The organism is Microbulbifer sp. SH-1, from assembly GCF_011326135.1.
Lineage (GTDB): Bacteria > Pseudomonadota > Gammaproteobacteria > Pseudomonadales > Cellvibrionaceae > Microbulbifer > Microbulbifer harenosus.
Genome location: NZ_CP046948.1, coordinates 2,654,995 through 2,676,539 on the forward strand (window position 1 = coordinate 2,654,995; position 21,545 = coordinate 2,676,539).

A 21,545-nucleotide genomic window follows, 5' to 3' on the forward strand; every position below is an offset into this window, starting at 1 on the left:
ATTATTCACTTCCGAACGCGCGCCATGCGTCGGCTAGCTTTTGATTCCCGGTGTACCAACCCCAATTGCTGAACAAACGCTGGCCCTCTGATACCAGCGAAAATTTTCGACGATCCAGATAAAGCCAAAAACGTTTATCTGGTTTGCAAAAGTGAAATCCTAGTGACGCCAGTTTGCAACAAAACCTTCGCACAGCCCACATGGAGATGCAACAGCGGAAACACCATAAGTAGCGGCTTCAAGGCCTTCTAGTCAACGGAACATTCCAGTAATCCAAGTTTGTCTATCAACGATGTCCGAAGAGGTCTTCTGGAACCAGCGCGAGCCTCCGCGCTGGTGTTCCGTTGTTAAAAAAGCCCGTAGAAAAAGTATTGGCGAACCCAGAACGTAAACCAAAGAGCTTAGTAAGGGAAGTAATGAGCGATTCTTATACTCAACTAGAACCACACGGTAACGATCACAACATTATGGAAAACGACATTGCGATTGTAGGCATGTCCTGCCGGTTACCGGGTAACGTCAACAACCCGGAATCATTCTTTGCGTTTCTTCTGGATGGCGGCGATGGAATTGTCGAGGTCCCTGGCGACCGGTGGGAAAATAGCGCCTACTACGATCAGGACAAAGACAAGCCGAACAAGATGTATGTCAATCAAGGCGGCTTCATTAAGAATATAGATCTATTCGATCCACAATTTTTCGGAATCTCGCCAAAGGAAGCACCCCATTTAGACCCGCAGCATCGCTGGTTGCTTGAGCTGGCGTACGAAGTATTTGAAAACGCAGGCATGAAAGCCTCAGAACTGAAGGGAAGTAATACGGCAGTCTATATTGGGCAGTTCATGCACGATTACGAGCAGGTACAGCTTTCCTCATCAGCGCATAAATTGATGACTAGCCACTCGGCTACCGGGCCGTCAATGACACTGACAGCTAACCGAATTTCCTACACCTTCGACTTTACCGGGCCAAGTGTATCGCTCGATACAGCCTGTTCATCATCGCTCGTTGCTCTGGATCTGGCATGTAAAGCGATTCTTACCGGTGATAGTGATATGGCTATTGCCGGCGGCGTAAATATTCTATTACGCCCCGAACTTACCATGTCGATATGTAAAGCCTCCATGTTGTCACCAGACTGTCGTTGCAAAAGCTTCGACGCGGCAGCCAATGGCTATGTGCGCAGTGAAGGTGCCGGATTGGTACTGCTTAAAAAACGCGAGGCAGCCGAGCGAGACGGTGACAATATTCTCGCCGTTATTAAGGCTACTGGAGTGAACCAGGATGGGCAAACAATCGGAATTACCGTTCCCAACGGGGAATCACAAAAAGCACTATTGAAAAAGTCATTACAGAGAGCAGGCCTCTCACCGAGCACTATTCAGTATGCCGAAGCACACGGTACCGGAACAGCGGTTGGAGACCCAATTGAGGTAAATGCCCTGGGGGAAGTACTGGGCGATCGGTCTATTGATACTCCGAGTTGTGTCGTGGGTTCTGTGAAAAGCAATATTGGCCATAGTGAAGCTACCGCAGGGGTGGCGGGCCTGATGAAAACGGTCATGGCCATGCGTGCCGGCCGTATCCCGCAGAATATTCATTACCATACGCCAAACCCGGCCATCGACCTTGAGAAACTCAATGTACGAATAGCCGATAAGCAGATAGATTGGCCAGACACTGACGGGCAGCCTCGACGAGCGATGGTAAATTCATTCGGCTTTGGGGGCACAAATGCTAACGTGATTCTACAGCAGGCGCCCGCCATAAAGCGGGCGCCGGCCACCCAGGCTCCCGTGGTGAATGGTGAAATCAAGCTTCTACTGATAAGTCATAAAACTGAAAGCGGCTTGAAGCAGCAAGCACAAAAGATGGCTGGCTATCTTCAGCAGGACTTGCTTGATAGGGACGACGCCGACGCATTGCTACACCATGTCTGCTACACCTCCGCCATCAAACGCGAGCATTTCAAGCATCGCCTGGTAGTTAGCGGGGATAGTGTGTCAGCGATGATCGCTGGCCTCGAAGATTTTGTCGAAGGCCGGGCATCCGGCAGTTACATACAATCGTCTGCGGAAGAAAGTCCAGCGAAAAAGCCCTGCTTCGTATTTTCGGGGATGGGCCCACAATGGTCGGGTATGGGGCGCAGGCTTTATCAGAGTGAACCCGTTTACCGTGCAGCATTGGACCGCTGCAGCGAAGCGCTCTCTCACTATACCGGCTGGTCGCTTGTCGATGCCATTTTTAACAGCCAGGATCAGGAAGAGATCCATCAGACCTGCATCGCTCAACCGGCAATATTTGCAACCCAGGTGGCACTGTCAGAGCTACTCGCCTCATGGGGAATTGAAGCTGGCTGCATCGTCGGTCACAGCGCTGGGGAAGTCGGTGCGGCCTATATTGCCGGCGCGCTCAGTTTTGATGACGCTATTAAAGTCATATATCACCGCAGCCAACTGCAGCACACCACCGAAGGTATGGGGAAAATGCTCGCGGTGGGGTTGAGCGAAGCGAATTTGGTGCCCTATCTTGCCGGATTAGACGAGAAAGTTTCCATTGCCGCTGTAAACAGTGAAGAGGCTATTACCCTCGCGGGTGATGCTGAAGCACTCGCGCGTATCGCGGAGCAGCTGGATGAGCAAGGCATCTTTGCGCGCTTCCTGAGCGTCGGCGTACCTTATCACAGTCCGGTTATGGACCAGTTGAAAGCGCCTTTGCAGGAAGCTCTCACCGGTATAGTGGTACATACGCCAACTACACCGCTGTATTCCAGCGTCAGCGCCAAGCCTACATGCGAAGGCGATTGGGGTGCGGCATACTGGCCGGAAAATGTGCGTGCACCGGTGCGCTTTAAAGATGCCATAGAGAATATCTTTAACGATGGATATACAACATTCATTGAAATATCCCCGCACCCTACGCTGATCAGCTCCATTACTTCCTCCCTGAAGCAATGCCGTGTTGTATCAACCTTGAACCGCAAGCATGCCGATGACGTCATCCTGCAACATACTCTCGCAGCCATGCATGCGAAAGGCATTTTGGTAAATTGGTCCGCGCTTTACCCCAATGCCGGTTGTTTAATGCCTTTGCCAAACTACGTCTGGCAACACGCGAGCTACTGGAGCGAGGCAGATGACGTAAAGCAGGCTCGCCTTAAGAACATTCAACTCGGTGCGGGTTACGCCGAGCCCGTGCATCCACTGCTCGGAAGTCCGCTCAAAACTTCGGCCCCCGCCTGGCAAAAAACCGTCGATCTCCATGAAATTCCGTTCCTGGATGGTCACAAGGTGGCTGAGGACGTTGTCTATCCCGGCGCTGCTTATATAGAGAGTGCGTTAGCCATGGCACGCCTTCGCCACGGTCGAAACGATATAACACTGGAAAATTTGGAATTCATACGGGCGTGTTTTATCGACAAAGATAATCCCGCGCAGTTTGAAAGCCGTCTGCTTGAAGGCGAGTACGAGTTTGAAATCAACGCGTTAGATACATCCTCAAACTGGATCACGTATTGCCGCGGTGGTATCAGCGCCCTTACGAAGCAAGCACCGAGGGGGCAGGTGAGCCTGGAAGAAATCACCCAGCGCCTGTCCAGACATATGGACAAATCTGCCTTCTATGCGCACTGCCATGCATTGGGACTGTGCTACGAAGACGCGTTTCAGCTGGTTGAACAAGCGTGGTATGTCGACGATGAGTGTGTGGTGGAAGTACGCCCACAGAGCGCCATCATTGATACGGGCGCCGACTACCTGCTACACCCCGTACTTCTCGACGGTGCATTTCAAGGCCTGTTCCCTACCGTACAGAAGGGCTACCTTCCGGTAAAAATCGGCGCATTGCACTTTCATCGAGCGCCAGGTGCACACTTCTATTGTCACCTGGTAACCGATTACAAAGATGAGCACCGCATTGTTGGGCACTTAACCCTGTTTGATAAAGACGGGAATATACTGGTCGAAGTTGACTCGATTGAACTCAGGGCTCACCAGCCCGTGGAGTCAGGCGACGCCGACAAGGCAATCGAGTACGACTATTTCTGGGAAAGAATGCCACTCAATACCGACCACGCCGCATCCAATAACGGCGTATGGGTTGTGTTCGCCGATAACCAGGGCATTGCCGACAAACTGGTCTCCACATTAGCCGCTAAGGACGTCGCGGTACACGTTGTACCTGCAACTACCGAAATCAACGGGCCGGATGACTTTCTACCTGCGTTGCGAGCGGTGAACAATCATTGTGCCGGCATCCTGTATATGTGGGGCATCGACAATCCTAACTGCGAAGAACAGTCCTCAGAGGAAGTCCTGGCAAGCTGCCGCGTCACGTCGGTAATCCCCATGTACTTAGTGCAGGCGATGAACAAACTGGACTGGCCTAACGCGCTAAAGCTGTTCTTTGTTACCCAAGGAGTCCACAGGCTTGGTGGAGATACTCATCTGCCTCAACCTTCGCAAGGAGCCCTGTGGGGTTTTGCGCGGGTTTTGGCTTCCGAGCATGCGGAATACAGTGTTTCTCTGCTGGACCTGGCAGACACGGTTGACGATTCCCTGATCCATACCCTGGCAGACCATCTGCAAAGTGATCAGTACGAGCAAGAAACTGCGCTGAGAGCGGGCGAAAGGTATGTCGGCCGTCTTCGCAAAGTGAACGCCGCCATACTGGACGAGTACGCTGATGGTGAAACTGTCATTGACGCAAGCGATGGGTACCAAGTTACCGGCTACAGCGATCAAGGTATCGCTAGCGTACGTTTACACGCCCTGCGAATGCCGCCGCTCGATGACAACCAGGTAAGAGTACGAGTACGGGCAGCGGGCCCGGATCAGGGCTCGATACTCGCCGGAGTTGTGGAGGCGGTGGGCAGTTCGGTCAAGGCATGGTCGCGCGGAGAGAATGTCATCGTACTTGGTGAACAAACGCGCGCTTCTCATGTTCATGTCACAACGGATTCACTTATCCCGCTACCTGTCGGATTGAGCTACATACAAGCCGTAGCGGTAGGTGAACATTTTTCCGTTGCGTATTACGCCCTCAATGAACTCGCGATTCTACGCGCAGGGGAAAAAGTACTGATTTATGGCGGTGACTCCGCTGCCGCACATGCCGCTGCGCAACTCGCTCGCGCGAAGAATGCAAAGGTGTATGCCGCAGCGGATACAGAAGAAAAGCGCCAGCGACTTTCCGCCACAGGTGTTCTCCGGGTTCTCGATTCATCTACCTACGAATGCTCATCTCAGCTGATGGAAGCATTACATAGCGACGAAGGAGACACGAATTTCGATGTCGTTCTCAACTTCGAGGAGGGTATCGGGTATGAAAGAATTGCATCCTTAATCGATGATTTTGGACGTTTTGTAGACCTCAGAAAAACCGCTACCGGTTGCGGGCGCAGTTTCATTGAGAACCTGACCAAAAAGAATGCGTCATATCATCGAGCCAACACACACGATCTGGCGCGAAAACATCCTGAGCGATACCGCTGCCTGATACAGGAAGCCGTAGATGCCTTTGCGAAGATTTCGAATCAGTTCTCGCAAAATCTGATTGATGTGCATGTCGTTGGAATGGATGGAAATACCGAACTACCCAAGTCGGAACCGATACCGACTGTGCTCGATTTCAATGCCGCAAAAGTAACTGCGGCGCGCGGCATCAACCCTGATCTCATCAAAGCCGATAAAACCTATCTGGTAACCGGTGGTCTTGGCGGTCTTGGGCTGGTGATGTTGGACTGGCTTGTATCGAGTGGTGCAACCTCTGTTGCACTCACCGGCCGCAGTACTCCCAATGAAAATGCACAGCAAAAGATCGCCGAAGCTCAGTCCCGCGGTGTCGACGTTCATATTGTGCGCGCGGACGTATCGGACGCCCGTGCCATGGGTGACGCTCTATCAGCATTGAAGACATCAGACAAACCGCTTGCAGGCATTGTTCATTCGGCTGGCGTGCTAAGCGATGGCGTGATCGCCCAGCAAACCGAAGAGCAATTTCAGCGTGTACTCGCGCCGAAGGTGAGCGGTACCTGGAACCTGCACACATTAACTAAAGACATTGATCTGGATTTCTTTGTCTGCTTTTCCTCCATCGCTTCGCTTGTCGGCTGGTCCGGTCAAAGTAACTACGCCGCGGCCAATGCGTTCATGGACACGCTAGCCTTTCACCGCCGTGCGCTCGGACAACCCGCTTTGAGCGTTAACTGGGGACCATGGGCGGAGGCAGGCATGGCGGCAAGTCTTGATGAACGTGATATCCGGCGGATGAAGGACGCCGGCATGACACCGCTAAGTCCCGAGAGCGGCGTCAGATCAATGACCCGGTTGCTCGCGCACCACGTACCCCAGGCTGGTGTATTTGAGCTGGATTGGTCGAAGATTCTCAAGCAATACGCCGATCCGCGTAAGAAAACCCTTTTCTCCAATTTTATTGATACGGATGTTCTTAAGAACGAAGCTGACTTCCTTGATCTTCTAAATAGTGCGTCGCAGCTTGAAAAGGAGTCTTTACTGAGCGGGAGAGTAACGACGCTTCTGGCGGATGTACTTGGTATTGAAAACGCGGAAAGTCTCGATCCCAACTGCAATATTTATGAGTATGGATTGAATTCCTTGATGGCGCTCGAGTTCTCCAATCGTCTACAGGGCGTTTTGAAAGCGAAGATCTCTTCGACACTTGTCATGAAGTATCCAACCATTAATGGCCTGGTAGATTACGTTGTTTCTCATGTGGTGACTGCACCAGGTGCCGTCGCCTCAGCAGACACTTCGACAGAGCAAGAAACAAAAACAGTGATTGCAGGTAACGCGCTGCTGAATGTGGATGATGAAAACAACGTTGAGGTGGAATGGTAATGCGCGAGATAACCGCTGTAATTGAGCAACTCACCAGCGCAGGCGTCTACATCTTCGCTGAATCTGGAAAGCTCAAGACAAAATGTCCAAAAGAGAAGCTGACACCGCACGTTGTCGCGCTGATAAAGAATAACAAGGATGGGCTTCTTCGCTATCTCGCGCGTCAAGATTCTTTAAGTAATGACATCGATATCACAATCAGGCGCCGCGCCCTACGTTCAGCACCGCAGTCATTTTCGCAGCGACGGCTTTGGCTTCTTGACCAGATTGAAGGAGGTAGCCCTCAGTACAATATGGCGCGCGTACTGCGTTTTAGCGGAGAGCTTGACATCTCCGCCCTGCAAAGGAGCTTCGAGACGCTCATTCAGCGTCATGAGAGCCTGAGAACCACATTTCGCATGAATGGCGAGCAAGTTCCAGTTCAGGAGGTTCACGACGCTGCTGAGTTCAGTATCCCTACACATGATATCTCCCAGCTCGCGGACGCCGATCGCGAGACTGAAATGGCCCGGTTGATCGCCTTTGAAAGCACCAAGCCATTTGACCTGAATTGCTCTCCGATGCTACGCGCTAGTTTGATCAAGCTGGGCAAAACTGAACATGTACTGTTGTTTACAATGCATCACATTTCCTCCGATGGATGGTCGATTGGATTGGTGATGAAAGAACTTAGCACGCTCTATAGTGCCTACCTTCTTGGCGCGAACAATCCCTTCCCGCCACTGGAAATTCAGTACTCAGATTACGCGCAATGGCAGCTGGACAACCTGCAAGGAAGCGAGCTTGATCGACAAATCGGTTACTGGAAGAAAAAACTGTACGGTCTTCCTGCCGTGCACAATCTGCCTCTAGATGGTCATCGCCCCCAGAAGCAGAGTTTCGCGGGATCAACCCATGTTAGCTATATCGATAAAGCAGCTACGGCAGCGTTGCGCACCCTGTGCCAGCGGCAGGGTGCAACGCTTTTCATGGGCTTGCACGCAGCATTCTCTACGCTTCTCTCCCGCTACAGCAGGGAGCACGATATCGTCATTGGCACGCCGGTCAGTAACCGCGAGCAGACACAGGTCTCGGACCTGATCGGTTTTTTCGTCAACACGCTGATATTGCGCACTGATTTTTCTGGCAGGCCTACATTCAATCAGTTACTGGAGCAGTGCAAGACCACCACCCTGGAAGCGTATGAGCATCAGCAGATTCCATTTGAAGTGCTGCTGGAAGAACTAAAGCCTGCTCGCAGCCTAGCGTACAGCCCCCTTTTTCAGGTCATGTTAGTGTTGCAGCCTGTCGCCCTGAAAGAAATTGACCTGCCGGGAGTGAAGGTCAGTTTCGAAGGAAGAGAAACACAAGTCTCAGTATATGACCTGACGCTGAATGTTACTGAGAACGAAGCCGGTATGGAGCTGGAGTGGGAGTTCAATAGCGATCTTTTCGAGACTGAAACAATTACACGGATGTCGCAACACTTCGATTACTTGCTGTCGGGACTTGTGCGTCAACCCGCGACCCCCATTGACGAAATTCCGCTCCTGTCACCCAGTGAGCAACAGGACTATGCTACCCGCTGGAACCCGGCCTACACAGAGTATCCAGACAAGGATTGTATTCATACCCTGTTCGAAGCACAGGTACAAAGCTCACCTGACGCGGTGGCGCTGATTTTCGATAACGTAGCAGTCAGCTACGCAGAACTGAACAGCCGCGCCAATCAGCTTGCGCACCTCCTTATCACGGAACATAAAATCGAGCCAGACACCCGAGTTGGTATTTGCCTTGAGCGCTCGCTTGACATGGTGCTGGCCATGCTGGCGATTCTGAAGGCGGGCGGTGCCTATGTACCACTGGACCCCGCATATCCCCGTGCACGACTGGCGTACATGGTTGACGATGCGAACCTGAATACGGTGGTCGTGCAAACGTCAACTCAGGAATGCATACCACTTACGGAGGTGCGCGCACTATGCCTGGACGATGTGTCGACGGCGGCAGCGGTGGCGCAGTGCCCGGGGAGCAATCCCACCAGGGAGCTCACTGGCGTTGATCCGCGGAGCCTCGCTTACGTCATATACACATCCGGTTCCACCGGCGCGCCCAAAGGGGTAATGGTTGAACACGCCAACATCGTCAATTTCCTGACAAGTATGGCCGTAGCTCCGGGCTTAACGTCTGCGGATTGTTTGTTGGCTGTCACGTCTATCTGCTTTGATATTCACGGTCTAGAGATTTTCCTGCCTTTGATTCGCGGAGCAAAGCTAGTACTTGCCTCAAAAACTGATGCGAGCGATCCCGAGCGGATCAAGCGCAGTTTGCGCCAGCACAAGGTTTCGATCATGCAGGCAACTCCAGCGACCTGGAAAATGTTGATCGAATCAAATTGGCAGGTCGAGCATCCAATAAAGATACTTTGTGGCGGCGAAGCGCTGACTAAGCCACTTGCAAAAGCTCTGCTGCGCCGGCCCGGTATATCACTCTGGAATATGTATGGGCCTACAGAGACGACAATCTGGTCTTGCGTAAACGAAATAGGCTACGACGACGAACGCATACTTGTCGGTCAACCTATCGCCAACACTCAGGTTTATATCGCTTCAGATGACATGACACTAGCGCCTATCGGAGTTCCAGGAGAGCTGCTCATCGCTGGGCACGGCGTAGCCAGAGGGTATCTGAATCGGGAAGAGTTAACTCGGGAACGGTTTATTCACAATCCATTTCGCAGTGAATCGGAGAAAGGGGGAAGTGGGCGACTGTATAGAACAGGTGATCTCGCTCGCAGGCTCTCCGACGGAAACATTGAGTTCCTGGGGCGCATAGATCAGCAAGTTAAGGTTAGAGGATTTCGCATAGAGTTAGGCGAGATTGAAGCGACACTAATATCTCTATCTGAGGTGAAAGATGCTGTTGTTGTCACTCACTCTATTGGCGAAAGCGAACCAATGCTGGTGGCGTATGTCGTTAGCGAACAACAACATAGTGAACAGGAGATAGACCTTAGCGGGCGGTTGCGCGACCACCTAACACTTCGTTTGCCCCATTACATGATTCCAGCTTTTATTGTGCGCTTGGATGCGTTGCCTTTGACCGCAAACGGCAAAATTGACAGGAACGCCCTACCTAGTCCAAATGTAGTACTCAATGAAGAAGAATTTAATGAGCCCACGACGGAGTGTGAGAAAGAACTGGCCGAAATCTGGAAAAGCGTCCTGAAAATCGAAAAAGTGAGTGCAAACGACCAGTTTTTCGATATTGGAGGAGATTCGATCAGTGCGATACGCCTGATCAGCCGAGTGGAGGACTTAGGGGCAACCTTAAGTGTCCGCGATATATATGAATTTCCGGATCTCTCGGCGTTGGCACGCCATGTTGAAAAGCAACGCCGGTCCAACGTAGAGACAGGTAGCCGAAGTCCCGTTACCAGCATGGGCGAGCAAAAACTGCTACCCAAGCAGTTGCAGCTTCTCAATGCCGACAACGGCATTGACGGAGATCTGATTGATTATATTTTATTGGATGCTCCACAAGCCCTCGATAATGACTTTCTTCTGGCGTGGCTGATGGCGATGCACGAGTGCCATCCAGTGTTGAACGTACGTATTTTGGCACCAGATAGCCGAACAGACACCCATTGGGGTAAGGATTGGAAAGCTGTTTATCAGCAACTCGACCCCGCAGACATTCAGTCAAGGATTCATGTTGCGGATGTGAGCAAGCTATCTGTCGAGGAAAAGGAAGACTACATCTCAGCGCAGAAACAAGCTTTGCAGCAGTCACTGACCTCCATTGGCGGACCAATGCTAGAGGTGGTGCTGATCAAAGATGACGAAAGTACTGGTAAGTCTCACTTGCTACTGGGCATTCAGCGTTTGTTACTTGATCGAGCATCAATTGGAGTCCTTCTGGACGATCTGGAGTCGGCCTATCAAGACTATCTGAATGGTGGAAAAATCGCTCTTTCGAAAAGTACTTTTTCATACCAGGAGTATGGGGAATCTGTTAAAAAACTTGAACAAAGCAAACATCTGCTTGCCAAGCGTGACACTTGGCTAAGTATTCTACGCACACCCAGTGAAAGCCTGTGCGTTGAAGATTTAACGCGAGAGCCGCCAGTAGAAACCAGTTTTACGTCTACCACCCTAAGCGATAAACACAGTGCAATTCTGTTGACACACAGCATAGAGATGCTGAATGCCACGGTGGAGGAACTTGTATATTCTTCGTTAAGCCATGCCATTTACTGCTGGCAGGGGACCGAACTTACGCTTCGTGTCGATGTAGAGAGATCCGACAGGCTGGACTCCGCAAAAGATAAGAACATGAGACGTCTGCTCGGTACGTTTGAGTATACATACCCCACTGTAGCCCAATGTTCGCCATTCGGTGGTGTGAAGAGAGTTCCTGAAAAAGCCTCGTCCGAAATCGGGAGAATTTCACGGCAAGGTCTCGATTATGGACTTATTTCACAAGCCTGCGGCGATAGGCAATTCAAAGATCAGGCAGCGTCAAATCAGGCCGAAATTTTCTACAAATACCACGGACAAATCGATCCATCCCTCCGGTCAGAAAATTTCGAGGTTATCGAAGGGATGTCACTCAGCACGCTGGAGCCGAGAAACGCCAAGTCCTATATGCTTTCGCTTAATGTTGCGATTGCAGGTGGCAGAATTCATTTGATAGCAAATTACTCAAGAGGCATTACTAACACTGAGGCGCGTAGACTGCTGGACGATCTGGAAGGTCAGCTGAATCAATACGTCAACTACATTTCCGATCACCTACCCGACAGCACCAGTCTCAGTTGCTCGCCAGTGCTTATGGCACCAACCGTGCGCTATCTTTTGGAGAATCAAAAGTGGCGAACACATTTCAACGTAAAGTTCATGATGGGCTTTCGGAAGAGCAGCTTTAATATGGCACTACTTGAGGAAAGCTTTAATCGACTTGTTGAGCGTCACGATGGTCTACGTTTCCGAATAGTTCAACAAGACGAGGCTTTCTCCCAGTATATCGCACCAAAGGGCATACGTTATCGCTTTGAAGAAATAGATTTGTCTGCATACGATGCCCGCGAAGGAGTCGCAAGGCTTGAAGCAGCCGCAAACAGGCTGCATCAATCATTTTCCTTCTCTCTAGATCAGCCTTTGTTCAAAGTGGCCCACATCAAACTGAATAAAGATCTCGGTGATCGCTTGCTACTGATTTTCCATCATATGATTGTTGACGGCGCCTCTATACGATCGATTGTCAAGGAACTTTACGTAGGATACAGCATTCTGCTGAACCAAGCTCAGATTGAAATACCCGGATCCTCCTCAGTCTCATGGCTGGAAAACTACTACGATGCGTTTGATCGCGCGGATAGAGATCAGGAACTCACTTTCTGGAAAACGATGCCCTGGGATGAACTCGCTTCGGTCAAGTACCTCAAGGACGCCGATACACTTGCTCGCGGGCGGGAGAGTACTTCTTCTCAAAATATCCCGCTACTAGATGGGGGGGAATCCGAAAAGCTTACCAACTTGATAGCGAGAGATGGTAGTTCATTACTGTTTGAAGCGTTGATTCTCGGTTTCTATCGCGCATTCAAGCCACGCCTGACGTCCACGCGAGTGCTGATGGAACTAGTGAATGACAACCGTGGAGTTAGCTCTCTTGGGAAAATGTCACGCAACATCGTTGGCAATGTCACGAGCAATGATTTCTTGCTCTTTGATTTCTCCGTGGAGGATCAATGCGGACTGTTGGAAACGCTCGAGAACCTACGCGAGCAGCGGCTCGGCTTTAAAGCCAGAGAAAAGAGCTTGATGACGCTTCTGTATGGTGAAAACAGGGCCTATTTTAACCAAGATATGTCGACATATTTACCGTTGATTGGGCTCAATTTCATGGTCGAAGAGAGAGATCGCAGTTCTAGTTTGAAGGATGATATGCCTTCCTATATCTGGCCGGCGGTCGAGGGCACGGGCAATTTTGAAAGCCGCGAACTTGATGGAGTTCGTACGCATGCAATGTTCGTAGGAGTTGTTCTCGTGCCAGGAGAGGGACTCAGCGCAAAAACAGATATTAATCAAGGAGCATTACTTAACATTGAGGCGGAGCGAGTACTACAAGAGTATCAGTTGGCAATGAAGAACATGGTTCACAGACATGCAACGCCCCTTAACTGCGACCACACCGCGGTAGAAACAACCGCGTAGTTTAGCTGCTTAACCAAGCGAACCCATCCGTTGGTGTTGCACATAAACTGCAATTACCTGTTTATTGAAAGTGCGAAGGTAAACTCGGCCACCTTTTCACTGGCATATAGAATAAGTGCCGAAAAATGGTTGGTTATGTTAACTACAGTAAAGTATTGCTTCGTCGGGTTGGTGCTCGCAGCTTCTTCGCTCACTTTTGCTGCCGATAATTTTCAGAATGGCAGTGACACCAGACAGGGCCATAGGGATCTAAATGACCTGAATGAAATCAAGAGAGTCGTCAAGCAGCTGGCAAAACCATTTAATAAGAATGCTGAAAGCGTTCTGTACGCAGAAAATCTACAGGATCCAATTTCGGATTATGAGACGATTTTGCCTAACAATAGTAAATGGCTAGTACCGCCGTTGGAGAAGGCCATATTAGCGGCCTATCTGGACAATCCTGGAGACGTAAATCTAAGTCAATTGAATGCTGCATTTCATTTACTCCGTGCGTCTGTATTTTCGCAGAATGGCAGAGTTCATGGAGGCCCTACTGTTCGCAAACTGCAACATACTATCTATGCTCAGTACTTCCTGCATCGCTCAAGGCAACTCGGTTCAGACGCCCCCTGGATAGAGCGCTCTCTGGCCATAACCGAGACACGGCTTTCGCAGTGGTTACCTGTGGATAATCCGCTAGATCATAGCTACGGCTCCTACTCTCAGAACTTTTTTCTAGATGCATTCACAAAGAACGAATACGAGCGCCACGAAGCGAACCACCTACTTCTGAAAGAAGTGCTTGACAACCCTGTCAACCTGAAAACGAATTTGTATGTGGCCGCAGTCAACTTATGGATTAGTGGCGAGTCCGGATATGACGACCCTACCGTTCTGTATGGCTATCTACTTTCGGCCTATTTTGGTGAGCGTACTCAATTTCTGGCACAGATTGCTGAAGCAGCCTGGTCCGAGAATCCTGAGAACAACCCGCTTTTTCGTCTTGCCAATGAAGTCGGCTTCTTTACCATACCTAACCGACGCTGGTTGACAGCCTTACATGGCGATAACGAAGCCAAAGATTCAGTATATATAGAACTAGATCAGTGGTTTTCGCGCTTCCCGCAATTGTATGGATTTCCCTACGCGGCCGCCCCATTTGTCGATCCGGAAAGATTTTCAGATGGGATGTCAGCCTACTTCTCCAGCATCGACGCGTGTAGTAATGATTTCATTCTACCCTGCGGCGACACGCCAAAGGCGCCTTACAACCGGCTTGCCTATACTCTACTGGGTGCCGATTACCTTTTGAAAGCTGGCGATCTGAATACCGCGCACGGTTTTCTCAGTTTCCGTTGGTTTCTTGGCGATTCGTTCGACACCTGGCTTCTCGGGCAGAATTCATGGTTGCATAGAGAAGCTAATGCGGAAGAAATCCTCGCCCGCTACCAGAACTATGACCCTTCTGACGATCCGGTTAATGTTTTTATAAAACGCCAGAAATGGGGCGTTTCAACCACCTGCCAGCTCTGTCATCAACAACAAGGCAAGTACATCCCCAGCGAGACCGTCTTTATACCGTCGCCGGTCGATGAGCAGAGATTATTCATTGGCAATTGGCCAGAGTATACCGTTAGTTGGTTCGGTGAACGCATTCAGTAATTTGACGCAGTTCTATTGATCAGCCGCACAAGTTAAGTATAAGGCGGTGGTAATTTATGAATGATTCACTATTCGGAAAGCGCGACTTTGTATTGCATTGGGCTAGCACTGCCATTGCCCAGGTGGGTAGTTTTTTCAGTTTTGTAGCGCTGCCCTGGCTGGCTCTAAACCTAACTGAAAACGACCCGGTAATCATGGCGGCCGTTATGGCGCTGGTAAGCCTACCACAGGGTCTATTTATTCTCTTCGGTGGTGCGCTTGCCGACAGACTTTCACCACTACGTGTCCTTCTAGTTACTCGAGGCTTGTTTTTCATTTTGATGCTCAGCATGGCAGTTCTTGTTTACTACGAGAGTTTTCCTTTATGGGCTCTGTTTTTGTACTCGCCGGCGTTAGGTATTCTGGGAGGATTTTCTGTACCAGCGGCACAATCGGTTCTGCCTTCGCTTATCCCTAGCGTGATGTTAGGGCGAGCGAATGCGATGGTTGTGGCGACAACGCAGTTGGCGCAGACACTGGGCCCGATGCTGGGTGGCTGGCTAATCTGGTTCACTCAGCAAACGGTCAGTGAGCAGTCGGGGAAACATGCAGGGCTCGCGATGGCGTTTGCGGTTGATGCCTTTACCTTGCTGGTATCGCTAATGTTCATGCAGTTTATGCGTGCTGCCCCTGCTGCACAGACAAGCTGCACCCATGGACTTTGGGAGATGTTCTATGACGGCGTTCGCTTCTGCTGGTCGGATCACGCTATGCGAGTTGTGCTGGGATACCTTGTGCTTATTTCGTTCTGCCTGCACGGGCCGCTGATGACCAGTATTCCAATATTCATCAAGGTGGATCTTGGGCTGGAAGCTGAGGCATATGGCACACTTTACGCGATGATTGGTCTCGGGACACTTACCGGTGCTGGATTCGCTTTCAGTAGGAAGTTCACCAATTCCCAGATGGGTCTTTTGGTACTGTGCTGCGATCTAGGCGCGGGTGCAGCGTTGTTTTTTCTTGGAAACCAGACAAATCCCTGGGTTGCCGCAATATTTCTGATTTTAATCGGATTTTGTATCGGCACAATGATGGTTGCGGGAACCACGTGGTTTCAGCTGCGCACACCGGGCGCTTACATGGGCCGGGTTATGTCTCTCCTCATGTTTGCCATTGCTGGTTTGATTCCTGTGTCTACGGGTATCACGGGCTACCTGATAGAGCTGTATTCTTCTGGCACAGCAATGAATATAGCCGGCGCCTTGATGATAACGTTCGCCGCCGTAGGTTTGGCGACACCTTATATACGTAACATGGGGTTGCTGCCTGGTCCGGCCATCCAACCGACGACACAGGAGGTACATGCGCAATAGCTGATGGAGATTGTGCAGACCGACAAGAGACATGCGCCAACGTTGGAAGCTTATTAATACAAGTCGGCCACCATCCGGAAACTAATACCCTCAAGGATTGCGCTACTCGACTGAACCTCCAGTAGCGTGAAAGTACTTCTTTTTAACCTGTAATGTGAATGGATTATGAACAAGGTACTGAAGCAGCTAACTTCATTGATCACTCTGGGCTTGGTGATTTTCGCTAGTACAAGTCAAGCGCGGGGCGTTGACCACACCGACTATGACGGCTTGGATAATCGGGAGGTAGCCGAAATACGGTCTTTTTTGAGTCATACCGTAGGCGATATACTGCGTGAGAACAAAACACTTTCCAGCGAATTAGAAGCGGGGAATGTGTATGATCCGATTTCAGACTATGAGACCTGGCTTCCCCATGAGTCTCAGATTGAAATTCCGCGACTGGAGTCGGCCCTATTGACCGCTTATCTCAACGATCCCAGCAGTACGGTCTTGAGTAAAGCTATGGCTGCGTACCACGTGGTCAAACTGCCTAAATGGCGGGCGACTCTTTATGGTAGAGACAGAAAGAGCGTTCGCTCCGTCAAGCATGCTGTCTACGCGCTTTATTTTTTGCGACGGGCGCAGCACCTGGGTTCTGAAGAAGCATGGCTGACGCGTGCGGAGACACAGATTTCTGACCAGCTCTTATTATGGTTGCCAACGGATCTTCCGATAGATATATCAGAAGGCCACGATGCCCACACATACTTTTTGGAGTCTTTTAACTATAAAGAAGTGAATCGCTATTTGGCGACCGAAAAATTACTGCAAGATCTTCTCGATAACCCCACCAATCTGACCACAAACGCCTATGCTATCGCCTCCAATATCTGGAATGGTGGTGAAGCGGACTACGATGATCCGACTATTTTGTACAGCATGGTGATGAGCAGCTATCTGGCACAGCGGGCCATTCCCTTGTACCAGCTGGCGGAACAGGCATGGGAAGCGGACCCGGAGAATAATCAGCAATTTCGCCTAACTACTCTCCTGGGCGGGTGGACGGTTCCAGCTCGCCTCTGGTTGGCCAAACTGCACGGTGACAATGATACCGTCGAGTTACTGGATGCGGAGCACCGCGAGTGGTTTGCGATAAATCCATATTTCCATTCCGCCTCTATCGGCTGGATGCTTTTTGACGACCCACAGAAAGTTATGGAGGGTTTCCAGTCGGTACTCTCTGTAATGGGCTGCGCAGACAACCGGTCGTGCATGGATCGTCCGCGTTTTTCATTCAACATCCTGTCGTATTTGCTGCTGGTCACTGATTACTCCCTGAAACTCGGTGACGCTGGAACAGCAAGTTATGTCCTTTCGTTCCGACACAACCCCTATTTCGAGTATGATTCCTGGCTGCTTGGACAGGAGGCCTGGGAGCATCGAGAGAATAACATGATGGAGATCATCGCTCGTTATCAAAATGACGATATAAACGATGATCCAACAACCGCTTCTTTAAAGAGCCACAAATGGGGGCCAAACACGATCACCTGCCAGCTGTGCCACCAGGCGCAAGCACGGGAGTGGAGTGATGAGGACAAGGCAACTATTTTCTATCCCAGCGAGGCACACGGCTATGTGGGAAATTGGCCGACCAGACTGGTAGATTGGGACGCGTTGCTGGCCGAATAATCTGAGGGATATTCAAGTAACCCGCGCCAAATCAATGGCGCGGGTTTTTTCGTTTATTGGTGGACGTATGCAAAGTAATTGGTTTGTTATAAATACAAAAAGGGAGTATGCAAAAATCCGCTTGTTTTGCTTTCCTTACGCGGGCGGTTCCGCTCAAGTTTTTCATGGATGGGAAAGGCATCTTCCGGAAGATATCGAGGTAGTGTGTATACAGTATCCCGGCCGGGCCAATCGCTTGCATGACCCTTTAATAGACGACTGCGCGGGTATGGTTGAATCACTGGTTAATGAGATTCAACCGTTGCTGGATAAGCCATTTGCGTTTCTGGGCTACAGTATGGGCGCCTTGGTCAGTTTTGAGCTCGCTAACGCACTTCGCGAACGTGGAAATTTCCATCAGATTTTTCATTTCCTATGCGCCTTTAAAGCAGCCCACCTCTGTAAAGCAGATCTCGAGCGCTATCGCCTGTCAGATGATGACCTTAAGCAGGAGTTGTTAAAGTTAGGTGGCCTGAATGCGCAGTTACTACGGGATGATGATTTTATGAGTTTCATCCTGCCCATCATTCGATCAGATTTTCATTTGGTAGATAAGTACGACGGAAAATTTGCCGGAAAACTTCGTAGCAACGCGCTGGTGATTTACAGTAGCGATGACCACAGTATGACGCCAGAGGACGCGCTCCAATGGGAATCACTGATATCCGGGCAAGTTCGGTTCCGCGAGATCAAGGGCTCGCATTTTTTTATTAACACTCATACTCACGAACTCCTGTCTATTGTTGGGCAAGAGGTACGCGCATTAGCAAGCGCGTACTTGTAACTGCTCAATCCGCCGCTCCGACGGCGCACTAACCTGAAGTTAACAAACGTGCCATAAGCCACATAAAAAACCGCCCGTCAAGCAGCGCTCAACGGGCGGTTTTCCGGGATGTCCCGAGGCACGCCTCGGGACAGGTACTGCTGCTTAGAACGTGTAGTTCGCACCCAGGAAGTACTGACGGCCAAAGTACTGAATAGTACCTGTTTGCGCTTCATTGCCGAAGTAGGTCTTATTCGGTTCGTCGGTCAGATTGTTGACCTGGAATACGATTTCGACACCATTCTCCAGCTGGTAAGAAGCCTGATAGTCGACGACAGTTTCAGAATCAAAGAATGCTAACTGACTGTCAACTGCCAGCTGCTGTCCAACATAGCTATCACGGTAACGCGCACTTACGCGAGTAGAGAAACTATCATAGTCATAGAACACAGTCGTATTGAACACATTCTTTGACAACCCAGGCATGGGGATTGTGATAGATTCACCGCTCAGGCCAGTTTCAGCATCTATCTCACTTTCGGTGTACGAGTAGCTCGTCGTCAAACCAAGTCCAGACCAGATACCGGGCAAGAACTCAAACGTTTGCGTATAGGCCAGTTCGATTCCTCGAATGTAGCCTGCATCTTCATTGTTATAGGCAGTTTGGAACTGGCCACCAACAAAAGGATGTCCGCTTGCCGGGTTAACGTCGGGAATATCGATGCCCGCAGCTTCGAAATCAAATGGGTCAATCGTGATATCGGTTACGAGTGACTCAATATCCTTATAGAAGAATGCAGCAACGATGGCGCCTTCGGTTTCTTCAAAGTAGTGCTCGTATGAGACGTCAAGCTGATTGGCGTACATCGGATTCAGCAGAGGACTGGTATTACCCCATACGTTAAATCTGTCTTCTGTAGCGCCTTCTTCAACCCATGATCCGCCACCAGCTTTGAGCTTGTCGATCGGCGGGCGAGACATCACTTTAGCCAGCGCAAAGCGCAACTGATCGCGATCAGTTAAGTGGAAATTCAAGTTGGCCGAGGGCAGGTAGTCGGTGTATTCCTGCCCTACCCGGCTGGCGATGTAATCACTACTGGTAACGCCGCGCTCATCGGTGATTGGAGTACCGAGCCCGCCGCCAATCTGGAGAAGGCCGGTGCTGTATTGTTCGGTGTCGACAACACGTACACCCATGTTACCAGTTACGCTGATACCAAAAAGCTCAGACTCAATATTGGCCTGGAAGTAAGCGGCAAGCACATCTTCATTTACTTTGCCACTTTGAATCATGGTCCAGTTATTATCCCAGTTTGAAGTCGCTTCAAAGGGATCTCTTCCCGCTTCTGCATTGGCAGCATTTACCAAGGCAACAGCATCATCAAAGTCGATCGCCAGGAAATCCGGATACCCAGACAGCTCTCCGCCGAAGCTAACCACGTCAACCATGTCAGCCGTTAACTGAATTGGCAACTCGGTTGGGTGACCGCCAAATTCCCAGCCATATCCCGCTTGCTGACGCTGGGCGGAAAACTCCCGCTCTGAATAGCGTACGCCGGCTTCAACAGAAGAAACAAAGCCCATATCCAGCTCGTACTTCATGTCGAATTTGTAGGCGTTAAGCTCATTGCGGTTAATATAGGGCCACATGCCCACTTCGGTTAAAGCAATGGTGTTCAGGTCTGTGTAGGACTGATCGGCCGTAAAGGAAGCCGGGTTAAGGCCATTCAGCAGATAGTGAATCGTCTCTGGCGCCCGGCCAGAGGTGGGATTGCTGGCATCGTTGTAAAGAATCGCCCGGGTTCCACCGTTGACGAATTCACCGTCCGCTTCTGAGTAGGAGATGTCTGAAGAGAGTGTCAGGGGGCCCTGGTTCCAGGTTACATTGATTCCGCCAGACAAAACCTCAGTGTATCGGGAGTCGTTGTCGTTGATGTTGAACACGGCAAAGCTGCCGCTTCCATCGCCTGAAACTGTTGCGCCTGTTACAGCGCCGTTGTTTACCGTCTCGTTGCTCAGCGTGCCATTTTGCAACGTCTTCACACGAAAACCGCGGGCATAGTTTTCGGAGTCAAACTTGGAGTGGAACACATCCCCTTGCACACTCAAGTTCTCATTAGGCTCCCACTGGATCGCGCCCATAAAGCCATCGCGGGTTTCTTCGCCGCCTCGTACTTGCGCTTCGAAGCCCTCACTGACCGCTACGGATTCGCCATCAACAACACCTGAACCGTTGTATTGGAAACCGACAAACTGGCTCGAAGCGCTTGGCTGGTACAGACGCGCATAGCCCAGGGCGACCCCCAGGGTATCGTCCGCAAATTTTCCCTGATACGACGCGGTGAACCGGTGGCCAATTTTGTCCGCGTCGTCAATTTCGTTACCACGGTCATTTACCATGCCGCGAGTACTTACGTGAAAGGTGTGATCTTGAGCGTTATCCAGTGGGTTGGCGGTCTTTAACTCGACGGTGCCCGCAACACCACCTTCAATCAGAGACGCCTTGGGTGACTTGTAGACTGTCGCTTGAGAAATCAGCTCTGACGGGTATTGATCGAATTCGATAGCCCGACTACCGCCGGTAGTTACCTGCTCTCTACCGTTTAGGCTGGCGAAAACAAAACCGCCGTCCATACCGCGAATATTAAGTCCACTCGCCTGACCGCCAGTACGCACCGCGGTAACACCTGGCAACCTGGTTAAAGCATCCGCGATGGAGGAATCAGGTAGTGACGCGAGGTCGCCGGCGTCGACAACTTCGGCAACCACATCTGAGTTCCGCTTGGCGGATACGGAATCAACAATACTGGAACGAATACCGGTTACTACTACCTCTTCGAGTGCCTCATCCTGCTCCTGGGCAAAGGAGCCCATGGATACACTCGTTGCAGCTGCGATGGCCGCGGACAGCAGTGCCGGCCGGAAACGATTATTAGTCAGACTCATCATCTTCTCCCTGGATTTATCGTTATGGTGAGGATTCCAATCCTAGACCTCCCGATATCCGTCGCCCTCCCCCCCC

General features: G+C 50.7%; 7 protein-coding genes. 6 read left to right on the forward strand and 1 reads right to left on the reverse strand.

Translation table 11 applies throughout. From position 1 onward, the window contains the following. The first annotated feature begins 416 nt into the window (after window positions 1–416). The 6 genes from GNX18_RS11005 to GNX18_RS11030 all read left to right on the forward strand — a co-directional run bounded on the left by GNX18_RS11005 (window position 417) and on the right by GNX18_RS11030 (window position 18,544). Window positions 417–6,857 (forward strand): type I polyketide synthase, encoded by a 6,441-nt coding sequence (locus GNX18_RS11005; protein ID WP_166218002.1) that lies wholly within the window; start codon window positions 417–419, stop codon window positions 6,855–6,857. Next, the gene (locus GNX18_RS11010; protein WP_166218005.1) at window positions 6,857–13,051 is read left to right on the forward strand and encodes a non-ribosomal peptide synthetase; all 6,195 of its coding nucleotides are present in this window, start codon (window positions 6,857–6,859) and stop codon (window positions 13,049–13,051) included. The genes GNX18_RS11005 and GNX18_RS11010 overlap by 1 nt, the downstream gene beginning before the upstream one ends. Before the next feature lie 135 nt (window positions 13,052–13,186). Next, the gene (locus GNX18_RS11015; protein ID WP_166218008.1) at window positions 13,187–14,695 is read left to right on the forward strand and encodes a hypothetical protein; all 1,509 of its coding nucleotides are present in this window, start codon (window positions 13,187–13,189) and stop codon (window positions 14,693–14,695) included. Window positions 14,696–14,751: 56 nt separating this feature from the next. Further along, complete coding sequence (locus tag GNX18_RS11020; protein ID WP_166218011.1) at window positions 14,752–16,047, forward strand: MFS transporter; 1,296 nt, start codon at window positions 14,752–14,754, stop codon at window positions 16,045–16,047. Window positions 16,048–16,212: 165 nt separating this feature from the next. Then, on the forward strand, window positions 16,213–17,721 hold the full coding sequence (locus GNX18_RS11025; protein WP_166218014.1) for a hypothetical protein: 1,509 nt from the start codon (window positions 16,213–16,215) through the stop codon (window positions 17,719–17,721). Between the two features lie 67 nt (window positions 17,722–17,788). Further along, window positions 17,789–18,544 (forward strand): thioesterase II family protein, encoded by a 756-nt coding sequence (locus tag GNX18_RS11030; protein WP_166218017.1) that lies wholly within the window; start codon window positions 17,789–17,791, stop codon window positions 18,542–18,544. Window positions 18,545–18,688: 144 nt separating this feature from the next. On the opposite strand, the gene GNX18_RS11035 is transcribed toward GNX18_RS11030, so the two are convergent. Further along, the gene (locus GNX18_RS11035; protein ID WP_166218019.1) at window positions 18,689–21,469 is read right to left on the reverse strand and encodes a TonB-dependent receptor; all 2,781 of its coding nucleotides are present in this window, start codon (window positions 21,467–21,469) and stop codon (window positions 18,689–18,691) included. Window positions 21,470–21,545: the final 76 nt, after the last annotated feature.